Source organism: Actinomycetospora lemnae (assembly GCF_028737315.1).
GTDB classification, from domain to species: Bacteria; Actinomycetota; Actinomycetes; order Mycobacteriales; family Pseudonocardiaceae; genus Actinomycetospora; species Actinomycetospora lemnae.
On sequence record NZ_JAQZAO010000001.1, the window covers coordinates 73628 to 99046 of the forward strand.

A 25419-nucleotide genomic window follows, 5' to 3' on the forward strand; every position below is an offset into this window, starting at 1 on the left:
CCCTCGTGGTCAGGCGGTCCGGACCCCGGTCGTGCGCGCCCCGAGGGCGAGACCGAGGTAGACCGCGGTGAAGTCGAGACGGGTGGCGAGCACGGCCGCGCGCAGCGCGTCCGGCGCCGGCCCCTCCCCGGCCAGGTCGACGTCGTCGATCTCCAGGACGTCCGCGCCCGGGTGGCGGGCGCCGACGTCGGCGACGAGCCGTCGCACCGCGAGGTCCTCGCGCGCGGCCAGCAGCACCAGCCGGGGCGGCGGTGCCTCCGGGACCGGGTCGTCGAAGGGGTCGGCGAAGATCGACGCCTCCCCCGCGCTCTCCTGCAGCCGCGCGCGCAGCGCCGGCTGCGCGCCCGCCGCGGCGACGGTGGTGGCCTGGGCGACGACCCCGGCGTGGGTGGCCAGCACCGTCGCGCCGTAGCCCGCGAGCAGGCCCGCGATCGGGTCGGCGCCCCACAGCAGCGGGGTGCGCTCGGCCAGGCGCAGCGCCAGGCTCTTCGCCGGGTTGACGAACGCCTCGCCCCGCGGGCCGTCGCGCTCGGCCTCGGCGTCGAGGCGGTCGGCGAGCACGTCGAGGTCGAGGTCGAGCAGATCGAGCGAGCGAGCGACGGCCAGCCCGGTCGCGAGGACCGTCCCGGTGTCCAGCCCGTCGAGGTCCTCGCCGGGCACGCCGTACGTCATCCGCGGGGCGACCGCGAGCACGCGCCCGGCGCCGGCGGCGGCCACCGGGCCCTCGGCCGGGCCCCCGAGCACCACGTGGGCGCCCCGGCGCACCGCGCGGTGCACCGCCTCGGCGAGGTCGGCCTCGACCGGGTCGCCCTCGCGCCCCCGGTGGGTGGCGACGACGACGTCGAGCGGGCCGAGCCAGGGCGGCGCGACCCCGCTGACGATCACCGGGAGGGGCGCGGTGGGCGTGAGCAGGGCCGCGAGCAGGCGGCACGCCGACTCGGTGGTCCCGGGGCGCGTCAGCAGCACCAGCGCGCGGGGGCGCAGGCCCGCGAGCTCCCGGTCCACGCCGGCCTCGCGGGCCGCCTCGGCCACGGCCCGGACCTGGGCGCCGGCCGTCGCCACCGCCCGCAACACGCCGTCACGGTCGGCGGCGAGCAGGCGCGTCTCGTCGGAGAGCAGGGCGTCGTCGAGCACCACGACTCACTCCTGCTCCTGGTGCTCGGGGCCCCCGGTCGCCTCGGACAACAGGAGCACCGGGATCCCGTCGGTGACGGGGTAGCGCCGATCGCACACCGTGCAGGTGAGGGCCGCGGCGTCGGCGTCCTCGGGCGTGCCGGGGCGCAGGGCCCCGTGGTCCGGCGCGGGGCACGCCAGGATCTCCAGCAGGTCGGCGTCCAGACCGAGCGGCATCCGGGTTCTCCTCCTCGGTCGGGTCAGCCGCGGACGAGGCCCAGGACCTCGTCGCGCAGCGCGGCCACGGCGTCGTCGTCGGCGGCCTCGACGTTGAGCCGCAGCAGCGGCTCGGTGTTCGACGGGCGCAGGTTGAACCAGGAGCCGTCGTCGAAGGTGACGGTCAGCCCGTCGAGGTCGTCGGTGGTGACACCCTCACGCGCGCCGAACGTCTGCTCGACCTCGGCCATCACGGCCCGCGGGTCGTCGACCGTGGAGTTGACCTCGCCCGACGCGGCGTAGCGCGAGTACTGCGCCATGAGCTCCGAGAGCGGGCGGTCCTGCTCGCCGAGGGCGGCGAGGACGTGCAGGGCCGCGAGCATGCCGGAGTCGGCGTTCCAGAAGTCGCGGAAGTAGTAGTGCGCCGAGTGCTCGCCGCCGAAGATCGCGCCCGTCTCGGCCATGGTGGCCTTGATGAACGAGTGGCCCACCCGGCTGCGCTCCGGTGTCCCGCCCGCCTCGGTGATGATCTCGGGGACGGCACGCGAGGTGATGAGGTTGTGGATCACTGTCGAGCCGGGGTGCTTGGCCAGCTCGCGGGTGGCGACGAGCGCGGTGATCGCGCTCGGGCTGACCGCGTCGCCCTTCTCGTCGACGAGGAACACCCGGTCGGCGTCGCCGTCGAAGGCGAGCCCGGCGTCGGCGCGCCCGAGGGTGATGACCTCGCGCTGCAGGTCGCGCAGGTTGTCGGGGTCGAGGGGGTTGGCCTCGTGGTTGGGGAACGAGCCGTCGAGCTCGAAGTAGAGCGGGTAGACCTCGATCGGCAGGGGATCCAGCACCGCGGGCACGGTGTGGCCGGCCATGCCGTTGCCGGCGTCGATCACCAGCGACAGCGAGCGGATGCCCGAGAGGTCGACCAGGGAGCGCAGGAAGGCCGCGTAGTCGGCCAGCATGTCGCGGTGGGAGACGCTGCCGCGCTCGCCCGGGGCCACGTCCTGGCCCGCGGACACCGCCTCGCCGGGCCCGCGGTCGAGCAGCGCGGCGATCTCGTCGAGCCCGGAGTCCTGGCCCACGGGCGAGGCGCCGGCGCGGCAGAGCTTGATGCCGTTGTAGGTCGCGGGGTTGTGGCTCGCGGTGAACATCGCGCCGGGCATCTCGAGCGCGCCCGAGGCGTAGTAGAGCATGTCGGTGCTGGCCAGGCCGATGTGCACGACGTCGACGCCCAGCGCCGTGACGCCCTCGGCGAAGGCGTCGGCGAGCTCGGGCGAGGACTCCCGCATGTCGTGCCCGACCACGAGGCCCTTGCCGCCGCCGAGCCCGGAGCCCGTGCCGTTCTCCTGCTCGTCGAGGAGGACCCGCGCGAAGGCGGCGCCGACGTCGCGGACGAACGTCGCGTCGAGCTGGCTGCCCACGAGTCCGCGGATGTCGTACGCCTTGACGACCTGGTCGATCACCTGGGCACGGTCGGGTGCCGAGGACTGCGCACTGGCCACCTCGTCAGCCTATCGGCGCGGCCGGGCCCCCGCGCCCGCCGGGCGGGCGCGTCCGCCGATGGGTGAGGTCGTGCCCCACCGGATCGCTCCAGGTGGCGGAGGGGACACCGCGTGCGGGACCGGTCAGGACGACGCCGGGTCGGGCAGGACCCGGAGGTGGCCGCGACGGCCGGTGGGCGTGCTCGCGGGACCGCTCCCGACGCCGCCCGCGACGCCCGTGGCGAGGCCCGGCAGTGGGCCCGGGGGCAGCCCCGGCCCGCCGCCCGATCCCGCCGTGATCCGCGGGCGGCCGTCGGTCTCGACCGGGCGGTCGGCCCGCCCGGCCTCGCGGACGGCCTCGGCCAGGGCGGTCAGGTCGTCGACGGAGGGCTCGGTGGGGAACTCGCCCTCGTAGCGCACGACCTCCCAGCCACGCGGCGCGGTGAGGCGCACGGCGTGGCGTTCGCAGAGGTCGTACGAGTGCGGCTCGGCGCTCGTCGCCAGGGGCCCGACCACGGCGGTCGAGTCCGAGTAGACATAGGTCAGGGTGGCCACGGCCGCATGACCACACCCGGTCCGTGAGCACTTCCGCACTCCTCGCACGCCGGGGACGATAGCCCGGACGGACGCCCCCGCCCGGGAGGCGCGCGGTGGCGCGTCGGGGCACGTGCCCACGTCGCCCGGCCGCCGCGCGTAGGCTCACCGCTCGTGACCAGGAGTGCCAGCCGCCGGGGCAGCACCGCGGCGTTCGGCGCAGGGTCCGGCTCCGGGTCCGGGTCGGCGGCCGGTCCGCGCCGGCGCCGCCGCGACCGCCGCGGTCGCGGCCTGCGGATGCCGCTCTACCCGTCGGGCTCCCCCGCGTCGCGCACCCGCGCCGAGCGCTTCGACGCCCTCGTGCTCGAGGCGCTCGAGCCCATCGAGGAGCGCTGGAGCGCGGAGCTCGCCGACCTCGACGTGGCCGTCGACGACGTGCCGGAGGTGCCCGCGGGCCCCCAGGGCTCGCCGGTGGACGACGACGCGGTGCTCGGCGACGGCGAGGTGCCCCTGGCGCGGCTCGTGCCCGCGGGCATGGACCGCCGCGGCGCCGTGACCCGCGCGCGGATCGTGCTCTACCGCCGCCCGCTGGAGGCGCGCGCGCTCGACGGCGAGGACCTCGCCGACCTGCTGCACGACGTGCTCGTGGAGCAGGTGGCGGGCTACCTCGGCGTCGAGCCGGACACGATCTCCGGCGACGAGTAGGCCCTCAGCCCCAGGTGTGGTGGACGGCTTCGACGTTGTGGCCGTCGGGGTCGCGGAGGAACACCGCGTAGTAGCCCGGGTGGTACTCGGGGAAGATCCGCGGCGCGTGCAGCACCTCCGCCCCGTGGGCGAGCGCGGCCTCGTGCACGGCGTCGACCGCCGCCCGGTCGGGCGCGGCGAACGCGACGTGCAGCTCCTGGGCGACCGCCCCGCCCGGCGCGAGCCAGAAGTCCGGGTGCGTCCCGCCCGTGGTCATGCCCACGACCTCGGGCGCACCGGGCGGGCCGGTGGGGATGCGCACGCCCACGGCCATGCGCAGCGGCGCGAACACCGCGCTGTAGAAGGCGACGGAGGTCTCGACGTCACCGCAGGGGAATCCGACGTGGTCGAACATGCCACGGAGACTAGGACCGACCCCCGACGGTCCCGGTCCGGCCGCCGGTCCTAGTCGAGCCGCCGGCGCGACGGCAGCGCCGACAGGGCCGTGAACAGCACCAGCGCGAGCTGGAGCAGCAGGAGCAGCAGGCGCGTGGTCTCGTCGCGGTCGACGACCACGGCCCCGCCGCCCGGCGGCACGGCGACGCCGACGAGGTGGCCCCACGCGGGCACCACCGGGGCGGCGACCCCGCCGACGGTCGCCGACCAGCCCGACTCGAGCTCGGCGGCGACGACGAGGAGCCGGCGATCGGCGCCCGGCGACACGCGCACGGCCACGGTGGGCAGGTCCGAGGGCACGGTGGTCAGCCCGGCGGGCCGGCGCGGGGCGGCGCGGGCCTCGGTGGCGTCGTCGGAGACCGGCGGCTCGAGCAGCACGGCCCCGGCCACCGGGAGGGCGACGCGGGCGGTGGGCCGCCCGTCGGAGACCGGCGGGGCGTCGCCGAGCAGCGGCCCCGCGGCCGTGCGCACGGCGCGGGCGGTCTGCTCGTCGGGCAGGACGACGAGGCCGGTGCCGCCGGTCGCGAGCTCGGCGACGCCCGCCTGCGCGGTGGCCGGGTCGCCGGAGAGCAGGGCGCGCACGTCGCGCTGCAGCCGGGCGGGCGACGCGCCGACCGGGGCGAGGTCGTCGTCGCCGTAGCGCGGCAGCTCCGGCCCGGCGCGGCGGGTGGTGTCCTCCTCGCGGGTCACGACGACCACGCGCGCCCCCGACCGCGCGAGATCCGCCGCCACGGCCCGGTCGAGCGCGGGCGCGGGGGCGTCGGCGAGCGGGCCGGCCCCGCCGCGCAGGACGGTGGCGACGGCGAGCACCACGACGGCGGTCGCCACGACGGGCACCGCGACGCCCCGGGCGCGGGCGCTCGGGTCACCGGCGCCGGGGGCGCGCGAGCGCAGGCGCCCGGCCAGGAGCGACGCGCCGGCCCCGGCCCGCTCGACGGCGCCGGCGAGGCGCCCGCCGAGGCCGGCGCCCCCGAGGTCCAGCTCCGACTCGCCGCGCCGGGCGGGTCCCCGGTCGGCCCGGTCGGCGGGGTCGCCGCGGCCCAGCAGGCGCCCCAGCGGTTCGGTGCGCGAGGCCGCGACCTGCGCGAGCAGGCTCCACAGCGCCCCGCACGCGGCGACGGCGAGCGCCGGGCCCGTCCAGCCCGGCCGCGGGTCTCCGCCGGCGAGCGGCGCCAGCGCGAAGGACCCGACGACGCCCGCGGCGACGATGCCGAGCAGCAGCAGCGCGAGCCCGGGCACCGCCGCCCTGCGCGGCGCGACCAGCGCCCCGCCGACCGCCGCCACCACGAGCACGAGCCCCGTCCACGGCAGGGTCGCGGGCCCGCCGGGGTCGAGCGAGAGCACGTCGAGCGCGGACACGAAGCGCTCGGGCACCGTCGACCCGGTGCCGTGCAGCAGGACCTCGGGCGCCGCGAGCAGCACCGTCGGCCAGGGCAGCAGCAGGAGCACCGGCAGCACGACGATGACCGCCAGCGACATCGCCCGGCGGCCGGCCGCCCGCGGCGGCGCCGGCACGAGCACGAAGCCGATCACCACGACGACGAGCACCAGCACGTGCACCAGGGGCGCGAACGCGCTGACGATCCCGAGCGCGAGCGCCGTGCCCGCGGCCGTGCTCCACCACGAGCCGCGCCGGCCCGCCGTGCGCACCCCGCGCAGCACCGCGACCACGCCGGCCAGCACCAGCGGCAGCAGCACCACGGCCACGACGCCGTCGAGGCGCCCCTGCGCCACCGCGCCCGCCGTGATCCCGAGCAGCGCGTACACCGCCGCCGCGAGCGCGCGCAGCACCCGGCCGACCCGCAGCTCGCGCGTCGCCAGGTACGCCGACAGGCCCGCCAGCGGCAGGGCGGCGACCAGCAGGAGCGACACCGCGGCCGGCGGGCCCCCGACCGGCCACGCGGGCCCGCCCAGCACCCCGACCACGGCCAGCGCCGCCGGGACCGGCGCGCCGGTGCCGCCCGCGATCGGGTGCCAGCCGGCGAGGTAGGTCGACCAGAGCTCGCGCAGCCCCGGGACCTCGGCGATCCGCCCGCCGGCGAGGTCGAGCCCGAGGCGCGCGCGCTGCGTCACCAGCGAGACGAGCGTCAGCCCGACGACGAGCAGCAGCGGCGGGGCGAGGAGCAGCTCGCGCGCCACCCGGCCCGGCGTGACCGGGACGTAGACGACGCGCTCGCCCGGCTCGGTCGGCGGGTCGGCGACGGGGGCGCCCGCAGGGGCCGGCGCGGCCGACGCCGCGGCGGGCCGGTCGTCGGCGGGCGCCCGGGGCCCGGGCAGCGCGACGGCCAGCGACTCCCCCGGGCGGCGCAGCCCCGCGGTGCGACGCCGGCGCAGCGCCGCGCCCGCGGGCAGCGCCTCGGGGCCCACGGCGCGGCGCCGGCCGTCCGCGTCCCCGCCGCCCTCGGCGTCGGGGCCACCGGTCCGTCCGCTGCGCTCGGCCCACTCGGGCAGGCGGCCGAGCTCGAGCTCCTCGCGCAGGCGTCCCCGCACGAGCGAGGTCAGCCCGCCGCGCACGGCGTTGCGCAGGCGCGTGGTGCGGCTGGTCAGCAGTCCGCGCAGCTCGCGGGGCAGCGCCGTCGCCCCGGTGCTGCGTCGGCGGCGGGCGTCGGCGAGGTCGGCGATGCCCGGGCCGGAGCCGAGCACCCGCGACAGGCCCGCGAGCTCGGCGCCCGCCGCCCGCGCCCGGCGCACGAGCAGGAGCCCCAGCGCGCGCAGCACCGCGAGCACCGGCAGGCGCAGGAGGCCGAGCACGAAGGCGGGGCTGGAGCAGTTGGCGAGGAACGTCCGCACGCCGTGGGCGCGGTCGGTGGCGCGGTAGCGGGGGTCGACGCCCGCGGTGTCGAGCGGGCGCGCCCGGGTGGTGAGCGCGCGGGCGTGGCGCAGCCGGGCCGAGGGCGCGCACAGCACGAGCCCGCCGGCGCGGTTGACCCGCCAGCCGTAGTCGACGTCCTCGCGCAGCAGGCCGAGCGCGGTGTCGTAGCCGCCGAGCGAGTCCCACTCGCGGCGGCGCACCAGCGAGCCCGCCGAGCCGACCGCGAGGACCTCGGAGTTGGTCGCGAACTGGCCGAGGTCGAGCTCGTCGGCACCGATGCCGGTCTGCCGCGAGCCGGACGCGTCGATGGAGACCCCGGCCTCGACGACGAGGCGGGGGTCGTCCCAGTCGAGGCACAGGGGGCCGAGGACCGCGGCCGACGGGGAGGCCTCGGCGACCGAGAGCAGGACCTGGAGGCAGTCGGGCGCGGGGGCGGCGTCGTCGTGGAGGACCCAGAGCCAGTCCCCGGACCCCCTCTCGGCGTGCTCCCCTCTCGGCCCCACGGAGGCGGTGCGGCCCCAGCGGCGGTCGGCGTCGTCGACCGCGGTGTGCACGGCCTCGGCGAAGCCGGTGTCGCGGGGCATGCGCAGGACCACGTCGACCTGGTTGCTCGCGGCGAGGATGCCCGCGGTGCCGTCGGCCGAGCCGGTGTCGACCGCGACCACCCAGCGCGGCCGGCGCGTCAGGCGGGAGAGGGCGTCGAGCGTGCCCGGGAGCCAGGTCTCGCCGTCGTGGCAGACGAGGACGGCCAGGACCGGCGTCGATGCCCGTGTCGCGGTCGGGGAGGGTCGAGCCACGCGCGCCGTCCTTCCCCTCGGGCCACCACCCGAGGGCGCCCACGCTGCGGTCCGGCGTCCGAGACTAGGACCCGCCCCGGACGGGGGACGGCCGGGGTGTCAGACGACGGCCCCCGCGCGCTGCCTCAGACGGCGCGGCGCTTGAGGCGCCGCCGCTCGCGCTCCGACAGCCCGCCCCAGATGCCGAACCGCTCGTCGTGGCCGAGCGCGTACTCGAGGCACTCGCTGCGGACCTCGCAGCTGTTGCAGATCTGCTTGGCCTCCCGGGTGCTGCCGCCCTTCTCGGGGAAGAACGCCTCCGGGTCGGTCTGCGCGCAGAGGGCGCGCTCCTGCCACTCCTGCTCGTCCTCGGTCACCATGGCGAGCTCGGACAGGACGTCCCGCAGCCCTGCCCTCGGCGCCTGCGCCGGACCCGCCGGGCCCCCGGCCCAGCCCTGCTCCGCTCCGTGTCCCTGGCTGCCCAGCACCACCGACCCGCTCTCCGCACCGTTCACGACGCCCTCCTCGCCTCGACTCCCCCGGCCCCCCGCTGAGCGGACGAGGCGTCGGCCCCGCACCGACGTGTCATCGCGTAGGAATTACACCGGTGTCGTTCCATCCGGGTCAAGCCGGGGGCCTCGTCCGGCCGCATGTCGCGACGACCGGTCGTCACGTGCGGTGAGCGTCATGCGCTATCCGTAGCAACGAACGGTCAAACCTCATCGGGGACACTGGTCCGTGTGGCCCCACGCTCACGTCTGCGCTCCCCGGTCAGTCCCATCTTCCTGGTGCTCGTGGCCCTCACGGCCGCGGGGGGCGCGCTGACCCTGGTGCCCTCGGAGGGCGCGATCATCGGCGGGACGGTGCTGCTCGTGCTCGCCGGGTGGGCGGTCTCCCTGTGCCTGCACGAGTTCTCGCACGCCCTGACCGCCGACCGCTGCGGCGACCACTCCGTGCGCGCGCTGGGCTACCTGACCCTCGACATCCGCCGCTACGCGAACATCGGGCTCACGCTCGTGCTGCCGCTGCTGTTCCTGCTGCTCGGCGGCATCCCGCTGCCCGGCGGGGCGGTGTGGATCCAGCGCGCCGCCCTGCGCTCGCGGCCCGCGATCAGCGCGGTGTCGCTCGCGGGGCCGTTCGCGAACCTCGTGCTCGCGGCCGTCATCGCGATCGCCGTGGTGCTCACCGCGCCCCCGCTGCCGCTCGCCGCCGCGCTGATGTTCCTCGGTCTGATCCAGGTGCTGACGTTCGTGCTGAACCTGCTGCCGGTGCCGGGCCTCGACGGCTGGGGCGTCATCGACCCCTACCTGCCCTACCGCACGCGCGCCGCCGCGGCCCGGATCGCGCCCTACGCGCCGATCGCCTTCATCTTGATCATCTTCTTCGTCCCGTACGCCTCGGCCCTGCTGTTCACGGTCGCCGACGCGCTGTTCGGCCTCGTCGGCGGCGACTCCGCCCTCGCGTCGCTCGGCGGCGCGCAGTTCACCGAGCTGCTGCGCTGATCCGGACCCGCCGCGGCGTGGGGGTGCGCGGCAGGAGGACCATCGGGGACGGTCGGACGAGAGGAGCACCCGGTGCAGGTCACCGTTCTGGTCGGGGGCGTCGGGGGCGCCCGCTTCCTGCAGGGCGTCAAGGCCGCCGCCGGTCCCGGCGACACCATCCGCGCCGTCGTCAACATCGGCGACGACATCTGGATGCACGGGCTGCGCGTCTGTCCCGACCTCGACACGTGCATGTACACCCTCGGCGCGGGCATCGACACCGAGAAGGGGTGGGGCCGCGCCAAGGAGACGTGGTCGGTGCGCGAGGAGCTCGAGGCGTACGGCGCCGACCCGACGTGGTTCGGGCTCGGTGACCGCGACGTGGCGACCCACCTCGTGCGCACCCGGATGCTGCGCGCCGGCTACCCGCTCTCGCAGGTCACCGCGGCGCTGTGCCACCGCTGGTCGCCCGGTGTCGACCTGATCCCCGCGAGCGACGACCGCATCGAGACCCACGTCGTCGTCGACGACCCCGCCGACGGCCGGCGCAAGGCGATCCACTTCCAGGAGTGGTGGGTGCGCCACCGCGCGGCGCTGCCGGCGCATTCGTTCGCCTCGGTGGGGCGCGACGAGGCCACCGCCTGCCCCGACGCGCTCGCCGCGGTCGCCGACGCCGACGTCGTGCTCGTGGCGCCGTCGAACCCGGTGGTCAGCGTGAACACCATCGTCGACGTCCCCGGCATGCGCCCGGCGCTGACCGCGGCGCACGCGAAGGTGATCGGGGTGTCGCCGATCGTCGACGGCCACGCGGTGCGCGGCATGGCCGAGGCGTGCCTCGCGGCGGTCGACGTGCCGGTCACCGCCGAGGGCGTCGGGCGCTGGTACGGGCCGCGGGCCGCCGGCGGGCTGCTCGACGGCTGGCTCGTCGCGCCCGGCGACGGCGCCGAGGTGCCCGGCGTCGAGGTCCGCGAGGTGCCGCTGATGATGACCGACCCGGACACCACCGCGGCCATGGTCCGGGCGGCGTACGAGCTCGCCGGTGTCTGACCACGCCGCCCAGGGCCTGACGCTCTGGGGCGTCACCGGCCTGCCCGAGTTCCGGCCCGGCGACGACCTGGCCGGGGCGCTGGTCACGGCGCTGTCTCCTCCCCACCCGCCCCTGGCCGACGGCGACGTCCTGGTCGTGACCTCCAAGGTGGTGTCGAAGGTCGAGGGCCGGCTGGTCACCGTGCCGTCCGACCCCGACGCCCGCGACGCCGCCCGCCGTGCGCTGATCGACCGCGAGACCGTGCGCCTGCTCGCCACGAAGGGCCGCACCAAGATCGTCGCCAACCCCCTCGGCATCGTGCAGGCCGCGGCCGGTATCGACGCCTCGAACGTCGCCGGCGACGAGGTCGCGCTGCTGCCCGAGGACCCCGACGCCTCAGCCGCCGCCCTGCGCGCCGCGCTGCGCGAGCGGCTCGGGGTCGACGTCGCGGTGGTCGTCACCGACACCATGGGCCGCACCTGGCGCACCGGCCAGACCGACGCCGCGATCGGCGCGGCGGGCCTCGAGGTCGTGCACGCCTACGGCGGGGCGATCGACGCGCAGGGCAACGAGCTGGTGGTCACCGAGGTGGCCGTGGCCGACGAGGTCGCGGCGGCCGCCGACCTCGTCAAGGGCAAGCTCGGTGGGGTGCCCGTCGCCGTGGTGCGCGGGCTGCCCGCGTCGCTGCGCTCGGAGACCTCGCGGGGGGCGGATCTGGTGCGCCCGGTCGAGGAGGACCTGTTCTGGCTGGGCACGGACGAGGCGCTCGCGCAGGGTCGTGAGCAGGGACGGCGCGAGGCGGTCCCGGCCCGCCGGTCGGTGCGGGCGTTCGCCCCGGACCCCGTCGCCCCGGAGGCCCTGCACCGGGCCGGCGCCGCGGCGCTCACCGCGCCCGCCCCGCACCACACCCGCCCGGTGCGGTTCGTGCGCCTGGCCTCGTCGGCGGTGCGCACCCGGCTGCTCGACGCCATGGCCGAGGCCTGGCGCGCCGACCTGCGCGGCGACGGGCTCGCCGAGGACGCCGTCGCGCGCCGCGTCGCCCGCGGCGACCTGCTGCGCACCGCGCCGGAGGTCGTGCTGCCGTTCCTCGTGCTCGAGGGCGCCCACGCCTACCCCGACGCCCGGCGCACCGCGGCCGAGCACACGATGTTCACCGTCGCCGGCGGCGCGGCGGTGCAGGGGCTGCTCGTGGCCCTGGCCGCCGAGGGGCTGGGCTCGTGCTGGGTGTCGTCGACGATCTTCGCGCCGGACGTGGTCCGCGCCGAGCTGGACCTGCCCGCCGACTGGGAACCCCTCGGCGCCGTCGCCGTCGGGCACCCCGCGTCCGCGCCGCCCGCGCGCGGCGGCCTCGCCGTCGACGACCGTTGGGTGGAGATGTGAGCGACCCCGAGCTCGACGACCGCACCCTCGCCGCCACCACCCGCGCCGCGGTGTCCACGGCCGCCGCGCACGCCGACGCCCGCGCGGTGCTCGACCGCTGGCGCCCCGCCGTCCGCGACGTCGACTCCGTGCGCCAGGCGCTGCTGTCCTACCTCGACGCCCGCCCCGACGCGTGCTCGCGCTCCTGTGTGCCGGGGCACCTCACGGCCTCGACGCTGGTGCTCGACGCCGCCGGCGAGCACGCCCTGCTGACCCTGCACCCGCGCATCGGCGCGTGGATCCAGCTCGGCGGGCACATCGAGCCCGACGACACCACCCTCGCCGGTGCCGCGCTGCGCGAGGCCACCGAGGAGTCCGGCATCCCGGGTCTCGTGCTCGACCCGGAGCCGGTGCACGCCGAGGTCCACGCCCTGACCTGCTCGCTGGGCGTGCCCACCCGCCACCTCGACGTCCGCTTCGTCGCGCACGCCCCGCCCGGCGCCGTGGAGTCGATCAGCGAGGAGTCGCTGGACCTGCGCTGGTGGCGGCTCGCGGAGCTGCCCGACGACGTGGCGTTCGGGCGGGCGCTGTAGATCGGGATTCTGGCCGGGTCAGTACGTCCGGTAGTCCTTGGGCGAGAAGCGGGGCCCGAAGCGCGGGCGCCGGAACCCCGAGGCCTCGATGTAGCGCACCGCCCGCTGGCGCTGGGGCGTGTAGCAGGCGAGCACCTCGAGCATGCCGGCGTCGTCGAGCTTGCGGCCCACGAGCGCCCAGCCGACGGTCGCGGGGATGTGGAAGTCGCCGACGCTCACGGCGTCGGGGTCGCCCCAGGAGCGCTGGGCCACCTCGGCGGCGGTCCACACCCCGATGCCCGGCACCTTGCGCAGCAGCGCTCGCCCCGCCTCGCCGCGCAGCTCGGCCGCCTTCTCCAGGCGGTGCGCGACGGTGGCGCAGGCGAGGATCGCGCGCCGGCGGGCCTGGTCGACGCCGGCGCGGTGCCACTCCCAGTCGGGGATCTCGCGGGTCCGGCGCGGGGTCGGCGGCAGCTTCATGCGCCGCGGGGTCGGGCCCGGCGCGTCCTCGCCGAAGCGCCAGCACAGCTCGCGCCACGACCGGCGCGCCTCGACGCCCGTCACCTTCTGCTCGAGGATCGCGGGCAGCAGCTGGTCCCACACCGTGCGCGTGGCCCCGAGACGCAGACCGGGCATGCGCCGGCGGGTCTCGGCGACCAGCGGGTGGTGGCCGACGAACCCCGCGTCGTCGTCCTCGGCACCCAGGAGCGCCGGCACGCCGTCGACGACCCACTCCGCCCCCGGGCCCCACGCCCGCGCCCGGACCTCCCCGTCGCGCCGGGACAGCGCCAGCGTCGCCGGTCCCTCGGGCGTCGGGGTGGCGCGCCAGAGCTCGCCGCCGTGCGCCCCCTCGATGTCGGTGTGGAACGTCGGGTCGCCCTTGCCGCGGCGCAGCGGGGCGATCAGGGCGCGCACGTCGAGCACGAAGTCGGGCCGCCAGACCCGTTCTGCGGCCGGGGCCTCCCGGACCGTGACCGATGGTCCGGCTCCGCTGCGCTCCGCGTCCGTGACCTCAGGCACCACCCGAGAATCGCAGACCGCCATCGGGGATGACGAGACCGGGCCAGATCCGCACGCCGGCCAACAGCTCGCACGACGCCCCGATCGCCGCGCCGTCGCCGACGACGGCGTCGCCGACCACGGTCTCGTCCCCGATCGTCGCGCCCGGGCCGATCACCGACCGCTCGACCACGGCGCCGTCGCCGATCCGCGCCCCGTCCATCACCACCGACCCGGAGACGCGGCTGCCCTCGCCGACCTGGACGTCGGCGCCGAGCGTCGTGCCGTCGGTGAGCGACGCCGAGGGCGCGACCTTGGCGCCGGGCAGCAGCAGGGCGGTGCCGACCGGTCCCGGGAGCGCGGCGGTGGGCGCGGCGCCCTGGACGAGGTCGGCGCTGCCGCGCACGAAGGAGGCGGGCGTGCCGAGGTCGAGCCAGTACGACGACTCGACGTGGCCCTGCAGGCGCGCGCCGCCCGCGAGCAGGCCGGGGAACGTCTCGCGCTCCACCGACACGGGGCGCCCGGTCGGGATGGTGTCGATGACCTCGCGGCGGAAGACGTAGCAGCCGGCGTTGACCTGGTCGGTCGGCGGCGTGAGCGTCTTCTCCAGGAACGCGGTGACCCGGCCCGTGGCGTCGGTGGGCACGCAGCCGAACGCGGTGGGGTCGGGCACGCGCACGAGATGCAGCGTCGCGTCGGCGCCCGCCGCGCGGTGCTCCCCGATGACGGCACGGACGTCGACGCCGGAGAGGATGTCGCCGTTGAACACGACGACCTCGTCGAACCCCGGCGCGAGCGCGTCCGCCGCGTGGCGGATGCCGCCGCCGGTGCCGAGGGGCTCGGGCTCGGGCCGGCAGGTCAGGTCCAGACCCAGCGCCGAGCCGTCGCCCAGGAAGCCCTCGAAGACCTCCGCGCGGTAGGCGGTGCCGAGCACCACCCTCCGGATGCCGGCGGCGGCGATCCGTGAGAGCAGGTGCGCCAGGAACGGCACCCCGGCCGTCGGCAGCATCGGTTTCGGCGTGCTCAGCGTGAGCGGCCGCAACCGGCTGCCCTGCCCGCCGACGAGCACCACCGCGGCCGTGCGCGCCGGGTCGATCGCCCCCCTGTCGAGCTCCGCGTCCCCTGTCTGCATCACCCGAAGACCCCCCTCGTCGATGACGAATCGTGACCGCGGGCGATAGTGTGGACCCTCCCGGGGCCGTGTCGGCCGACGACCCGACCGAGACCCGCCGTCGGGGGAACGAGCAGGAGGGTCGCAGGTGGCCTCGAATGCGTGGGAGCGCGCCCAGGACGCCATCGCGCATGCCTCCCAGCGGGCCACGGAGCGTGACGAGGACGTCATCACGCCCGATTCCGCCGTCTCCCCGTTCGACGCCTCGAGCACCACGGTCCTGCCGCACGCGCTGACGTCGCGACGGGGCCAGGGGCACGACCCGGATCTCACCCAGAGGCTGCGCCACGACGGCCTCCGGCCGGACGGGCAGGGCGACGGGCACGGGCACGGGCACGGGCACGGGCCGCGCAACGGCCACCACCGTCGCCCCGACGAGGACGACGACGGCGACCCGACGACCGTGCGCTTCGAGACCCGCCCGTCGGCGGCCCACCCCGGCACCTCGCCGTTCCCCGCCAACCCGTTCCCCGGGGGCCCCGGCCCGCAGCCCGAGCAGCAGGACCGCGACGAGACCCCGGCCGCGGAGCCCCGGCGCTCCTGGTGGCGGCGGCTCTTCGGTCTCTGACGCTGCGCAGCGCGCCCGGCGGTCGGGCCACACCTCGAACGTCCGGGCTCCGAGCGGCGCCTACCCGGGCAGCTCCGCCACCCCCGGCCGGGCCCCGGCGAAGCGGCGCTCGAGCTCGCGGCGCGTCCAGGCATCCCCGGCCCGTTCGAGGGCCCGGCGCCCACGGCGGGTCCGCGCCACGAGCCCGGAGAGCACGAGGTTGCGCAGCACCGTCGGCGGCACGGTCCAGGGCAGGGACCGGAGCGGTCCGTCGGGCAGCCCCAGGTCACGCAGCGCCTCGCGGCCCAGGAACCAGCGCAGCAGGCCGAGCACGTGGCGCCGGCGCAGCTCGCCGCGCCAGGGGCTCGACGACACCGCCCGCTGGCCGTCGACCAGCGCGCCGGCCAGCGCCGGACCGGCCGGGGTGACGTCGTCCTGGACGAGCAGGACGTGGTGCAGGAAGTGGTTCTGCTCGCGTTCGGTGGTGAACAGCCAGTCCTCGTCGACGCCCATGAGCCAGCCGGTGTAGCACCACAGGTGCATGACCGCGTGCGACTCGGCGGGCGTCACCAGCCACCCCAGCGCCCGGGCGCCGAGCAGGCCGGTGCTGCTGAAGAGCCCCAGGGTCGCGGCCTGGTCGGACTGGTTGACCGGCAGGCCCCAGTGCCCCACGTCCCAGCGCCCGTTGGTCTCGAAGCGGCGGTCGACCAGGGCGTGCATGGCGCGGACGTGCACGGTCAGGCGCCAGCCCTCGCCGTCACGGCGCAGCCCGCCCGGGGCGATCACGGCGCGCGCCCACGCCGTCGTCTCGCCGAGGCGGCGCATCGCCGTCCCGCCGGTGAGCCCGCCGGTGGCGACGAGCAGGTCGGCGGGGCCCCCGAAGCGGTAGCCGCCGATGAGCGAGAGCGTGAGCAGGACGTCGTCGAGCGTGCGGCCCATCCGCCGCAGCGCCCGGCCACCGCGCTCGACGAGCGCGGGGTCGACCCAGTCGGGGGTGTCCTCGACGACCGCGAAGAAGTCGGCGAGCGGCCCCGAGGCGGGGACGGCGGCCGGGTCGGCGAGCGCGCGGTGGAACGCGGCCATGGTGACCCGCTCCTCGTCCCCGCGCGGGCGGCTCATGGCGGCCGCGAGATCCGCCCCGACCTCGTCGCGGGCGAACATGCGCCGGCCGATGCGGTCGAGCAGCTCCTCGTCGGTCGACCGGACCCGGGCGACCAGGCCCAACGGCCGGGCGATGCGCCGCGACCGCTCGGGCGCGGCGCGGTAGCGACCGGGGTAGGGCTCCAGCTGCTCGCGTGCCACCATGCGCACCATGCTGAGACGAGTTCCTGCTCGCGTTCAAGTCGCGTCTGCGCGGGCCCGACGGCCGTGACCGCCCCGCGCCGTCGTCGCGAGCCCCGCCAGGAGCGCTCGCGGGCGATGGTCGAGCGGATCGTGGCCGCCGGGCGCGCCGTGCTCCTCGAGCGCGGCACCGACGGCCTGACCACCAACCACGTCGCCGCCGCGGCCGGGATCAGCCCGGGCTCGCTCTACCAGTACTTCCCGGACAAGGAGGCGGTGCTCGACGAGGTCGTCCGCCGCTACGCCGACGACCTCGAGGACCGGGTGACCCGCACGTTCGTCGACACCGCCGCCGAGCGCGACGCGACGGTGGCGGTGCGCCGGGTCGTGCTCGCCCTCGTCGACGCGCTGGCCGAGCACCCGGCACTGCTGCGGGCGGTCGCCGAGCGGCTGCCGCGGTCCGGCGACGACCGGCGCGCCGCCTTCGCCCGCCGGGTCGACGCCCTGCTCACGAGCACCCTGCTCGCGCGCCACGGCGGCGAGCTGCGGCACCCGGCGGGCACCGTGGCCTGGCTGCTCGTGCGGACCGTCGAGAGCCTCGCGGTCGGCTACGTGCTCGAGGAGCCGCCGATCGCGCGCGAGGCGTTCGCCGACGAGGTCACCGCGCTGGTGCTCGGCTACCTCGATCGGGCCCTCGGGGGCTAGCTAGAACGCGCTGCGCGCGCCCGTCCGGGCCCGCACGCGCAGCCCGACCCGCAGCCCGAGGCGCAGCGGCGCCCAGCGCTTCCCGGGGTAGCGGTCGGCGAGGAAGCGGTAGGCGCTGCGGTGGTGCTCGGCGAGCATGCGGCTCGAGGTGGGGGCGTCGCGCTCGGTGGCGTGGCCGCCGGTGTGCACGACCTCGGCGTCGGGGACGTAGACGTTGAGCCAGCCGGCGCGCCCGAGGCGGTCGCCGAGGTCGACGTCCTCGAAGTACATGAAGTAGCGCGGGTCGAAGCCGTCCACCGAGTCCCACGCCTCGCGGCGCAGCAGCACGCACGAGCCCGAGAGCCAGCCCGCGGTGCGCTCGGCGACGGCGCCGTCCTGTCGGTAGGCGCGCGTCCAGGGGTTCGCGGGCCAGACCGCGGCGAAGAGCGCGTGCCCGACGCCGCGACCGAGGCTGGGCTGCAGGCGCGCCGACGGGTAGACCTCGCCGCCGGTGCGGATCAGCGGGCCCAGCGCCCCCGCGCGCGGCCAGCGCTCGCCGGCGTCGAGCAGCGCGTCGAGGCTGCCCGGGCCGAACGCGATGTCCGGGTTGGCCACGAGCACCCAGCCCACCTCGGCCGGCAGGCCCGCCACCGCGCGGTTGGCCGCTGCGCCGTAGCCCACGTTCTCGCCGATCCGCAGCAGCTCGACGCGTTCGTCGGCGGCGGCCGCGGCCTCGGGGACGCCGTCGACCGAGCCGTTGTCGGCCAGGACCACGCGGTACGGCCGGGACGTGGCCTTCTCCAGCGAGGTCAGGAACTCGGCGAGCGACTCGCCCGGCGAGTAGGTGACGGCGACGACGGCGAGGCCGGGGCCGTAGGCAGGGCCGGAGACAGGGCCGTTGGCGGGATCGGGCACGGCCGGCATTCTCACCGGTCAGTCGTCGTACTCGTCGACCAGCCCGCGGTACTCGGCCTCGAGGAGGGCCTCGGCGTCCGGGTCGCCGCGCCACGACGCCTCCTCGAGGTAGGGCTGCGCCTCCTCGCGGCGACCGAGGTCGTGCAGGAAGCGGCCCAGGTGGAACGCCGCGCCCGGCTCGCCGACCTCGTGGGCCCGGCGCAGCTGCTCCTCCGCGCCCGCGAGGTCCTCGCGACGGTCGCGCAGGAACCAGCCGAGGTAGATGTGCGCGCACGGCGCCCCGAGGTCGGCGGCGCGGCGGTAGAGCTCCTCGGCCTCGGGCACGCGCCCCTCGGCGAGGCGGCAGTCGGCGAGCGCGACGAGGGTCGCCGGCCGGCCCTCGTCGAGGAGGTCCTCGGCGAGCTCGGTGGCGGTCAGCGGGTCGTCGAGCTCCTCGAGGTGAAGGGCGACGAGGTTGAGCCCCGCGAGGTCGTCGCCCAGGCGCACCGCGCGGTCGAGCACGTAGAGCGCCTCCTGGGTACGCCCGCGCTCGCGCAGGAAGACGCCGTAGTCGTTCATGGCTGCGGGGTCGCCGGCGTCGAGGCCGACCAGGAAGGCCGCCTCGGCGCTCTCGTGGTCGCCGACCGCGGCGAGGGTCTCGCCCAGGAGGCCCGCGAGGTCCGCGCGCCCGCCCCGCATGACGGCCGGCGTCAGGATCTCGACGGCCTCGCGACGGTTCCCGCGGTCGAGGTGGGCGTTCGCGAGCAGGGCGTGCGCCGACGGCTCGCCGCAGGCCAGGGCCCGGCGCAGCACGGCGACGAGCTCCTCGTGGTGGACGGCCGGGTCGGGGTGCGGATCGGCGGCGAGCGCCCGCGCCTCGGCGCAGACCGGCTCGTCGACCTCGTGGTGCGTGTCGGCGTCGACCGACGGTCCGCTCGCCCCCGGCGCGGCCTGCTCCGTCATCGGGTCAGTGTGCGCTCCGCGCATGTGAGCAGAAAGGCGTGTCCGGGCACTTCTTCGTGCTCACGAGCGCGGAGCGCACCTACAGCCGCGGGCCGCGCGTGGCGTCGTCCGGCGAGGGCAGGGTCAGCGGCCAGTACCGCCAGGCGTCGGGCGTGGCGTTCGCCGCCGTGTCGCGCCGGGCGCTGCGCCGTCGCTCGGCCTGCCACCGCTCGTCGCGGGCCACCCGGGCCCGCAGCCGATGCCGCTCGCGCCCGGCGTCGATCACCAACCACACGGCGACGAGACCGAGCAGTGCCAGGAGGACCGTCTCCACAGCCATGACCGTTCAACGCGCGAGACGGCCCCGAGGACACGCAAATGACATCGATGGGATTACGTCTCTAGCCCGTTCAGCCCAACAACAGCTCCGGGTGGCGGGCGACCGCGGTGTGCAGGGCCTCGCGCCACGGTGGTAGAGGGGCGAGGCCCGCGGCACGCCACGACGCGTCCGAGAGCACCGACCACGCCGGGCGCGGGGCCGGGCGCGGGAAGGACGCGGTGTCGCACGGGCGCACGCGGGCGGGGTCGGCCCCCAGCTCCTCGAACACCGCCCGCGCGAGCCCGCACCACGTCGTCGCCCCGCCGCCCGCGGCGTGCCGGGTCCCCGCCGGCGCCGACGAGCGCGCGAGCGCGACGAGGCCCACGGCGAGGTCCGCCGACCACGTGGGCGAGCCGTGCTGGTCGTCGACGACGTCGAGGGTGTCGCGCTCGCGGGAGAGCCGGGCCATCGTGCGCACGAAGTTCGCCCCGGTGGCGCCGTAGACCCACGCGGTGCGCACGACGTGGTGGGCGTCGGGCAGGGCGGCCCGCACGGCCTGCTCCCCCGCGAGCTTGCTGCGCGCGTAGACGCCGGCGGGCGCGGTGGGGTCGTCGGGCTCGAGGGGGCGGCGCGCGCCGTCGGGCAGCGGGCCGAGCACGTAGTCGGTGGAGACGTGGACCATCGTCGCGCCGACCTCCGCGCACGCCGCCGCGAGCAGCCCGGGGGCCTCGGCGTTGGCCGCCCACGCCGCCGCGCCGGCCTCGGGATCGGTCTCGGCGCGGTCCACCGCCGTGTAGGCGGCCGCGTTGACGAGCACCGGGCGTCCCGCTCCGGCCGTCTCGGCCGCCCACCCGTGCACCGCAGCGCGGACGGCCGCGGCGTCGGTGACGTCGAGCTCGGCGCGGGTCACGGCGAGCACGGAGTCGTCCGGCGGGGCGTCGGGAGCGGTGAGCCGGGCGACCAGGTCCGTCCCCAGTGCACCCCCCGCCCCGGTCACCATCCACCGCACCGGGCCCCGCCCCCCGTCGATCACGTTCGGCAGTCTCCCAGCCCCGCCGGGTGACACCCGCCCGTGCCCGGTCACCGTGCTCGCACGACCCCGGCGCCTCGACCCCCAGCTCGAGCCACGGACACGGGCCCGCTCTCACCGCGCGTCGCCGCGACGCGCCGACGAGCCGTCCAACGGGTGAGAGACACCGAACGGGACGGACGCCGTCTAGCCTCTGGACAGGCCCCTCGTCGACCGCGGGAGCCCCACCGGGCCCGGCACCGTGGGGAGCTCGTCGCGCCGCGCCGGGGGCGTCGCGGACCTGCGACGACGACGACGGACCATGATCGACCGACGGCCCTGCCGGGCCCGGACGGCGGAGGGAGGCGGGGCGATGGATCGTGACGACCCCGGCCCGCCCCGCCGCGACCCGGCCCGCCGTTTCGGGCCCTCCGCCGCGCGTCGCAGCCCCGGTCGTGCCGGCGGTCCACCCCTCGACGACGACGGGTGGGGCCCGCCCCCCGACGACAGCGCCACCCAGCCCGACCGCCGACCCTCCGCGCGCGGCAACGGCAGCGCGCGCGGCAACGGCGACGGCGGTGCGCGCACGAACGGCGACGGCCGCGGCAAGGGCAACGGGGCCGGCGCCCGCCTGCGCCGCCGCGACCTCGCCGAGCTCTCGGCCGTCCCTGCCGGGGCACGCAAGGGCGCCAAGCGCGTCGCGGGCCACGACGACCTCCTCGACCTGCCGCCCGAGCGCCCCCGGCGCCCGGCGCCCCCGCGCGACCGCGACCCAAGGGACCGCGACCCCCGCGACCCCCGCGACCCCCGCGACCCCCGCGACCTGGACCGCCGTCCCGGCCGGGACCGCCCCGACCGCGAGCGGGGTCGGCCCGGGCCGCCGCCGCCCCGGCCGCCCGGCCGCCCGCGCCCCGTGCGCGAGCTCCCCGAGGGCGACGGCCGCCGCCCGATCGGCCGCTGGATCCGGGTGGGTCTCGTGGTGCTCTCGGTGCTGGTCTTCGCGCTGTCGGGCACGGCGTGGGCGGCGCTGTCGGGCAGCGTCGGCGGGACGAGCGCGCTGGGCGACGGCCCGGTCGGCGACGCCGCCGACGGCGCCACCGACATCCTGCTCGTCGGCGTCGACAGCCGCACCGACGCCCAGGGCCAGCCGCTGCCCGAGGAGGCGCTGCGCGCGCTGGGCGCGGGCGCCGCGGACGGCGTCGTCAACACCGACACGATGATCCTGGTGCGGGTGCCCAACGACGGCAGCCGCGCGGTCGCGTTCTCGATCCCCCGCGACAGCTACGTCTCGATCCCCGGCGCCTTCCGCCGCGACAAGATCAACTCGGCGTACCCGGGCGCCAAGGCGGCGGAGGCCGACCGCCTGGTCCACTCCGGCGTCACCGACCCCCGCGAGGTCGACGTCCGCTCGTCCGAGGCCGGCCGCCAGGAGCTGGTGCGCGCCGTCGCCGGCCTCACCGGGCTGACCGTCGACCACTACGCCGAGGTCAACCTCATGGGCTTCTACACGCTGACCAACGCCATCGGCGGAGTCGACGTGTGCCTCAAGAACCCCGTGGACGACGAGCTCTCCGGCGCCCGCTTCCCCGCCGGCCCGCGGACGGTCGCCGGGCACGACGCGCTCGCCTTCGTCCGCCAGCGCCACGGGCTGCCCAACGGCGACCTCGACCGGATCCGCCGCCAGCAGGCGTTCCTCGCGTCGATGTCGCGCAAGGTGCTCTCGAGCGGCACCCTCGCCGACCCACTCACGCTCGGGCGGCTGCTCGAGGCCGTGCAGCAGTCGGTGGTCCTCGACGGCGGCTGGGACCTGCTCCGCTTCGGCCAGCAGATGCAGGACGTCAGCGCGGGCGCGGTCGCGTTCCTGACCATCCCCACCAACGGCACGCGCAACGTCGACGGCCGCGGCGAGGTGCTCGACGTCGACCCGACCGCCGTGCAGCGCTTCGTCGCCGACGCCATCGGGCCCGAGGACTCCGCCGACGCCAACGACGAGGGCCCCGCGCCCGCGACCATCCCCGTCGACGTCCGCAACGCCTCCGACGCCGAGGGCGCCGCCGCGCGCGTCGTCGCCGTGCTCTCCGCGCAGGGCTACGCCCGGGCCGTCGCCGGCAACGCCGAGGCCCCGGCCCCGCGCTCCGAGGTGCTGTTCGGCCCGGCGGGCGACGGCGCCGGCGCGCGGGTCGCCCGCAGCCTCGACGACCTGCCCACCCGCTTCGACCCGACGGTGCCACCCAACACCGTGCGCGTCCTGCTCGGCGCCGACTACGACGGCCCCGGCGCCGCGTCCTCCCCGCCCCCGGCGGTCGGCGCGACGAACGGGCTGACCGGCACCGGCGAGGTCGCCCCGGTGCCGCCGCCCCAGCCGGCGATCACCGCTGAGGGCGTCCCCTGCATCGATTGACCGACGGGCGATAGCGTCCGGGCCCGATGACCGTCACCGACGCCCTGCTCGCCCCCTGGCTCGCGGGCGACCCGGCCCGCCCACTGATCACCTTCTACGACGACGCCACCGGCGAGCGGATCGAGCTCTCTGGCGCCACGTTCGGCAACTGGGTCGCGAAGACCGCGAACCTCCTGCGCGACGAGTGCGACGTGGAGCCGGGCACCCCCGTCGCGGTGCTGCTCCCCGCGCACTGGCAGACCGCCGCGGCCCTGTGCGCGGTGTGGTCCTGCGGCGCCGAGGCGGTCGCCGAGCCGGCGGGTGCCGAGGTCGCGCTGGCCGACGCCGAGCACCTCGAGGCCGCGGGCGCCGCGGGGCTCGTCGTCGGCTTCTCCCTCGACGCGTTCGGCCAGGGGCTCGGGGACGCGCTGCCCCGCGGTGCGGTCGACTACGCGACCGAGGTCCGCGTGCACGGTGACCACTTCGACCCGCTCACCCCGGTCCCCGACGACGCCCCGGCCCTCGAGGGCGCCGACGTCGCGACCGTGGTCGCCGCCGCCCGGGAGCGCGCCGCGGCGCTGGAGCTCTCCCCGGGCGACCGCGTGCTCTCCTCGGCGTCGTGGCCGCTCGCGACCTCCGGTGGTCTCGTCGACGGCTTCCTCGCCGTGCTCGCCGCCGGCGCCTCGCTGGTGCAGGTGCGCCACCCCGCCGGCGACCAGGAGCGGCGCGCGTGCACCGAGAAGGTCACGCGGGTCCTGTGAGCACCCCGCTGATCAGCACCGAGATCACCGCCGAGCTGGTCCGGGGCGCGGTCGAGCTCGAGCGCACCGAGCACGGGGTGCTCCCCCACCGCCTGCCCGCCCGGGGCCGCGCGCAGGGTGACGGCCAGATCGCGATGGCCGAGGCGCAGCCCTCCGGCGTGCGGGTCGTCGTGCGCACCCGGGCGACGGTCCTGGAGCTGGACACGCTGCGCACCCGCGTCGGCTACGTCGGCACGCCGCTGCGCCCCGACGGCGTCTACGACCTGCGCGTCGACGGCGAGCTCGTCGCGCAGGGCGGCACGACGGGCGGCAAGGTGCTGCGCCTCGACCCGGCCACCGGCGCCGCGGCGACCGAGCCGGGCCCGGTCGGCACCGTGCGCTTCGACGGCCTCGCCGACCGCGACAAGCTCGTCGAGGTCTGGCTCCCGCACACCGAGATCACCGAGCTCGTGGCCCTGCGCTCCGACGCCCCGCTGACCGCGGTCCCGGCCGGCGGCCGCCGGGTGTGGCTGCACCACGGCAGCTCGATCAGCCACGGCTCGAACGCCGCGAGCCCGTCCACGACCTGGCCCGCGCTGGCCGCGGCCGAGGTCGGCGTGGAGTTGGTCAACCTCGGGTTCGGCGGCAGCGCGCTGCTCGACCCGTTCACGGCGCGCGCGATCCGCGACACCCCGGCCGACGTCATCAGCCTCAAGATCGGCATCAACCTCGTCAACGCCGACCTCCTGCGCCGCCGCGCGCTCGGGCCCGCGGTGCACGGGTTCCTCGACACGATCCGCGAGGGCCGGCCGACGACGCCGCTGCTGGTGGTCTCGTCGATCCTGTGCCCGATCCACGAGGAGACCCCGGGCCCGGGCGCGATGGACGTCACCGGGGAGGGCACGCTGCTCTTCCGCGCCACCGGCGACCCGGCCGACGTCGCGACCGGGCGGCTGACGCTGCAGGTGATCCGCGAGGAGCTCGCCCGCGTCGTCGCGGCGCGGGCCCCCGACGACCCGCACCTGCACCACCTCGACGGTCGGGAGCTCTACGGCGAGGCCGACGCCGTCGAGCACCCCCTGCCCGACCGCCTGCACCCCGACCCCGCGACCCACCGGCTCATCGCCGGGCGCTTCGCCGCCCACGCCTTCGGCCCCGGCGGCCCGCTGGCGGGCTGAGGCCGGCGGGGCGAGCTCCTCGGCGCGGACGGTCCGCCCGACCGCCCCCCGCGCAGGACGAACGGCGCCCTCGCTGCTCCGGGAGCAGCGAGGGCGCCGTTCGTTCCGTGTCGGGGCCGAGGCTCAGGATCGAGGCGGCCCGCCCGTCACGCCTGCGGCGCGCCCGGGTACTGCTGCTGCGGGGGGTACTGCTGCTGCTGCGGGTAGCCGCCCTGCTGGGGGTAGCCGCCCTGCTGGGGGTAGCCGCCCTGGTCGTAGCCCTGCTGCGGGTAGCCGCCCTGCGGGTAGCCGCCCGCCGCGTCCTGCTTCGGGTTCATGCCGTACTCGTTCGCGCCGGGCTGACCGTCGGTGGCCCACCAGACGATGAGGATGATGATGCCGACGAGCGGGATGAGGGCGAGCAGCTGCCACCAGCCCGAACGGCCCGTGTCGTGCAGGCGCCGGGCGCCGACCGCGAGCGACGGGATGAGCACGGCCAGCGAGTAGATCGTGCTCAGCAGCCCGCCGGTCATGGCGAAGCCGGTGCCGGTGCTGGAGAAGCTGGCCGTGCCGATCAGCACGTCGATGATGTTCAGGACGATCGACGCGAGGATGTTGAACAGCACGAACATCCAGAACTCGGTGCGCCGCGCACGCCCGTTGAAGTCGGCGTACTGCTTGAGCACCTTCAGGTACCACTGCATGGGAGGACCTCTCACGGAGCGTGGGGCAGGGCCGCGTCCGCCGCGGTCCCTTTCGCCCAGGTAGGCTAGCGATCCACACGCTCCGTGAGC

The 25419-nt window shown here is 77.1% G+C and carries 25 protein-coding genes; 10 read left to right on the forward strand and 15 right to left on the reverse strand.

The genetic code is table 11. The features are described from left to right. Window positions 1-9 precede the first annotated feature (9 nt). The 4 genes from PGB27_RS00315 to PGB27_RS00330 form a co-directional block, all read right to left on the reverse strand. Window positions 10-1137: a phosphoheptose isomerase family protein gene (locus PGB27_RS00315; protein WP_332843725.1), complete on the reverse strand. Its 1128-nt coding sequence runs from the start codon at window positions 1135-1137 to the stop codon at window positions 10-12. A 3-nt stretch (window positions 1138-1140) separates the two neighbouring features. Next, window positions 1141-1350 (reverse strand): Trm112 family protein, encoded by a 210-nt coding sequence (locus PGB27_RS00320; protein ID WP_274198340.1) that lies wholly within the window; start codon window positions 1348-1350, stop codon window positions 1141-1143. Between the two features lie 23 nt (window positions 1351-1373). Next, a complete protein-coding gene (locus tag PGB27_RS00325; protein WP_274198341.1) occupies window positions 1374-2822 on the reverse strand; it encodes a phosphomannomutase/phosphoglucomutase in 1449 nt (482 codons plus the stop codon). A gap of 123 nt (window positions 2823-2945) precedes the next feature. Further along, window positions 2946-3404 (reverse strand): DUF3499 domain-containing protein, encoded by a 459-nt coding sequence (locus PGB27_RS00330; protein WP_274198342.1) that lies wholly within the window; start codon window positions 3402-3404, stop codon window positions 2946-2948. Window positions 3405-3632: 228 nt separating this feature from the next. Between PGB27_RS00330 and PGB27_RS00335 the strand changes: the two genes are divergently transcribed. Next, on the forward strand, window positions 3633-4040 hold the full coding sequence (locus PGB27_RS00335; protein ID WP_274198972.1) for a metallopeptidase family protein: 408 nt from the start codon (window positions 3633-3635) through the stop codon (window positions 4038-4040). 4 nt (window positions 4041-4044) lie between these two features. On the opposite strand, the gene PGB27_RS00340 is transcribed toward PGB27_RS00335, so the two are convergent. From PGB27_RS00340 to PGB27_RS00350, 3 genes are all read right to left on the reverse strand, one after another. Further along, window positions 4045-4434: a VOC family protein gene (locus PGB27_RS00340; protein WP_274198343.1), complete on the reverse strand. Its 390-nt coding sequence runs from the start codon at window positions 4432-4434 to the stop codon at window positions 4045-4047. 50 nt (window positions 4435-4484) lie between these two features. Next, window positions 4485-8084: a glycosyltransferase family 2 protein gene (locus PGB27_RS00345; protein ID WP_274198344.1), complete on the reverse strand. Its 3600-nt coding sequence runs from the start codon at window positions 8082-8084 to the stop codon at window positions 4485-4487. A 125-nt stretch (window positions 8085-8209) separates the two neighbouring features. Further along, the gene (locus tag PGB27_RS00350; protein WP_274198973.1) at window positions 8210-8443 is read right to left on the reverse strand and encodes a WhiB family transcriptional regulator; all 234 of its coding nucleotides are present in this window, start codon (window positions 8441-8443) and stop codon (window positions 8210-8212) included. A gap of 408 nt (window positions 8444-8851) precedes the next feature. Here PGB27_RS00350 and PGB27_RS00355 point away from each other — a divergent pair, with 408 nt between their 5' ends. From PGB27_RS00355 to PGB27_RS00370, 4 genes are all read left to right on the forward strand, one after another. After that, a complete protein-coding gene (locus PGB27_RS00355) occupies window positions 8852-9565 on the forward strand; it encodes a site-2 protease family protein (protein WP_274198345.1) in 714 nt (237 codons plus the stop codon). A 72-nt stretch (window positions 9566-9637) separates the two neighbouring features. Beyond that, window positions 9638-10591, forward strand: coding sequence for a 2-phospho-L-lactate transferase (cofD, locus tag PGB27_RS00360; protein ID WP_274198346.1), 954 nt, complete (start codon window positions 9638-9640; stop codon window positions 10589-10591). After that, on the forward strand, window positions 10584-11951 hold the full coding sequence (locus PGB27_RS00365) for a coenzyme F420-0:L-glutamate ligase (protein ID WP_274198347.1): 1368 nt from the start codon (window positions 10584-10586) through the stop codon (window positions 11949-11951). The genes cofD and PGB27_RS00365 overlap by 8 nt, the downstream gene beginning before the upstream one ends. A 50-nt stretch (window positions 11952-12001) precedes the next feature. Continuing rightward, complete coding sequence (locus tag PGB27_RS00370) at window positions 12002-12523, forward strand: NUDIX hydrolase (protein ID WP_408629996.1); 522 nt, start codon at window positions 12002-12004, stop codon at window positions 12521-12523. An 18-nt stretch (window positions 12524-12541) separates the two neighbouring features. Here PGB27_RS00370 and PGB27_RS00375 read toward each other — a convergent pair whose 3' ends face one another. Then, window positions 12542-13426: a DNA-3-methyladenine glycosylase family protein gene (locus PGB27_RS00375; RefSeq protein ID WP_274198975.1), complete on the reverse strand. Its 885-nt coding sequence runs from the start codon at window positions 13424-13426 to the stop codon at window positions 12542-12544. Between the two features lie 88 nt (window positions 13427-13514). Then, window positions 13515-14633 carry a mannose-1-phosphate guanylyltransferase gene (gene manB, locus PGB27_RS00380; protein WP_274198348.1) on the reverse strand — a complete coding sequence of 373 codons (1119 nt, stop codon included), beginning with the start codon at window positions 14631-14633 and terminating at the stop codon, window positions 13515-13517. 127 nt (window positions 14634-14760) lie between these two features. Here manB and PGB27_RS00385 point away from each other — a divergent pair, with 127 nt between their 5' ends. Next, entirely contained in the window at window positions 14761-15240 is a 480-nt protein-coding gene (locus PGB27_RS00385) for a hypothetical protein (protein ID WP_274198349.1), read from the forward strand. Window positions 15241-15300: 60 nt separating this feature from the next. Here PGB27_RS00385 and PGB27_RS00390 read toward each other — a convergent pair whose 3' ends face one another. Then, window positions 15301-16524, reverse strand: a complete 1224-nt coding sequence (locus tag PGB27_RS00390; RefSeq protein WP_274198350.1) for an oxygenase MpaB family protein — start codon at window positions 16522-16524, stop codon at window positions 15301-15303. 63 nt (window positions 16525-16587) lie between these two features. Here PGB27_RS00390 and PGB27_RS00395 point away from each other — a divergent pair, with 63 nt between their 5' ends. Then, on the forward strand, window positions 16588-17205 hold the full coding sequence (locus tag PGB27_RS00395) for a TetR/AcrR family transcriptional regulator (RefSeq protein WP_274198351.1): 618 nt from the start codon (window positions 16588-16590) through the stop codon (window positions 17203-17205). Here the strand turns inward: PGB27_RS00395 and PGB27_RS00400 are convergent, their stop codons facing one another. From PGB27_RS00400 to rfbD, 4 genes are all read right to left on the reverse strand, one after another. Continuing rightward, window positions 17206-18099 carry a glycosyltransferase family 2 protein gene (locus tag PGB27_RS00400; protein WP_274198352.1) on the reverse strand — a complete coding sequence of 298 codons (894 nt, stop codon included), beginning with the start codon at window positions 18097-18099 and terminating at the stop codon, window positions 17206-17208. 18 nt (window positions 18100-18117) lie between these two features. Then, window positions 18118-19041 (reverse strand): tetratricopeptide repeat protein, encoded by a 924-nt coding sequence (locus PGB27_RS00405; RefSeq protein WP_274198353.1) that lies wholly within the window; start codon window positions 19039-19041, stop codon window positions 18118-18120. Window positions 19042-19120: 79 nt separating this feature from the next. Next, window positions 19121-19354, reverse strand: coding sequence for a hypothetical protein (locus tag PGB27_RS00410; protein ID WP_274198354.1), 234 nt, complete (start codon window positions 19352-19354; stop codon window positions 19121-19123). A gap of 76 nt (window positions 19355-19430) precedes the next feature. Further along, complete coding sequence (gene rfbD, locus PGB27_RS00415) at window positions 19431-20339, reverse strand: dTDP-4-dehydrorhamnose reductase (protein ID WP_274198976.1); 909 nt, start codon at window positions 20337-20339, stop codon at window positions 19431-19433. Between the two features lie 382 nt (window positions 20340-20721). On the opposite strand from rfbD, the gene PGB27_RS00420 reads away from it, so the two are divergent. The 3 genes from PGB27_RS00420 to PGB27_RS00430 are packed head-to-tail and all read left to right on the forward strand — an operon-like array spanning window position 20722 to window position 24646. Next, window positions 20722-22749 (forward strand): LCP family protein, encoded by a 2028-nt coding sequence (locus PGB27_RS00420; RefSeq protein ID WP_274198355.1) that lies wholly within the window; start codon window positions 20722-20724, stop codon window positions 22747-22749. Between the two features lie 26 nt (window positions 22750-22775). Further along, window positions 22776-23489, forward strand: a complete 714-nt coding sequence (locus tag PGB27_RS00425; protein WP_274198356.1) for a TIGR03089 family protein — start codon at window positions 22776-22778, stop codon at window positions 23487-23489. Next, complete coding sequence (locus PGB27_RS00430) at window positions 23486-24646, forward strand: SGNH/GDSL hydrolase family protein (RefSeq protein ID WP_274198357.1); 1161 nt, start codon at window positions 23486-23488, stop codon at window positions 24644-24646. Before PGB27_RS00425 ends, PGB27_RS00430 begins: the two co-directional genes overlap by 4 nt. Window positions 24647-24792: 146 nt before the next feature. Here PGB27_RS00430 and PGB27_RS00435 read toward each other — a convergent pair whose 3' ends face one another. Next, window positions 24793-25329, reverse strand: coding sequence for a DUF805 domain-containing protein (locus tag PGB27_RS00435; protein WP_274198358.1), 537 nt, complete (start codon window positions 25327-25329; stop codon window positions 24793-24795). Window positions 25330-25419: the final 90 nt, after the last annotated feature.

Coding starts and splice junctions, on each gene's coding strand:
- PGB27_RS00320 (WP_274198340.1), bottom strand. CDS start 1,350: ATGCCGCTCGGTCTGGACGCCGACCTGCTGGAGATCCTGGCGTGCCCC.
- PGB27_RS00335 (WP_274198972.1), top strand. CDS start 3,633: ATGCCGCTCTACCCGTCGGGCTCCCCCGCGTCGCGCACCCGCGCCGAG.
- PGB27_RS00340 (WP_274198343.1), bottom strand. CDS start 4,434: ATGTTCGACCACGTCGGATTCCCCTGCGGTGACGTCGAGACCTCCGTC.
- PGB27_RS00350 (WP_274198973.1), bottom strand. CDS start 8,443: ATGGTGACCGAGGACGAGCAGGAGTGGCAGGAGCGCGCCCTCTGCGCG.
- manB (WP_274198348.1), bottom strand. CDS start 14,633: ATGCAGACAGGGGACGCGGAGCTCGACAGGGGGGCGATCGACCCGGCG.
- PGB27_RS00390 (WP_274198350.1), bottom strand. CDS start 16,524: ATGGTGGCACGCGAGCAGCTGGAGCCCTACCCCGGTCGCTACCGCGCC.
- PGB27_RS00405 (WP_274198353.1), bottom strand. CDS start 19,041: ATGACGGAGCAGGCCGCGCCGGGGGCGAGCGGACCGTCGGTCGACGCC.
- rfbD (WP_274198976.1), bottom strand. CDS start 20,339: ATGGTGACCGGGGCGGGGGGTGCACTGGGGACGGACCTGGTCGCCCGG.
- PGB27_RS00420 (WP_274198355.1), top strand. CDS start 20,722: ATGGATCGTGACGACCCCGGCCCGCCCCGCCGCGACCCGGCCCGCCGT.
- PGB27_RS00425 (WP_274198356.1), top strand. CDS start 22,776: ATGACCGTCACCGACGCCCTGCTCGCCCCCTGGCTCGCGGGCGACCCG.
- PGB27_RS00435 (WP_274198358.1), bottom strand. CDS start 25,329: ATGCAGTGGTACCTGAAGGTGCTCAAGCAGTACGCCGACTTCAACGGG.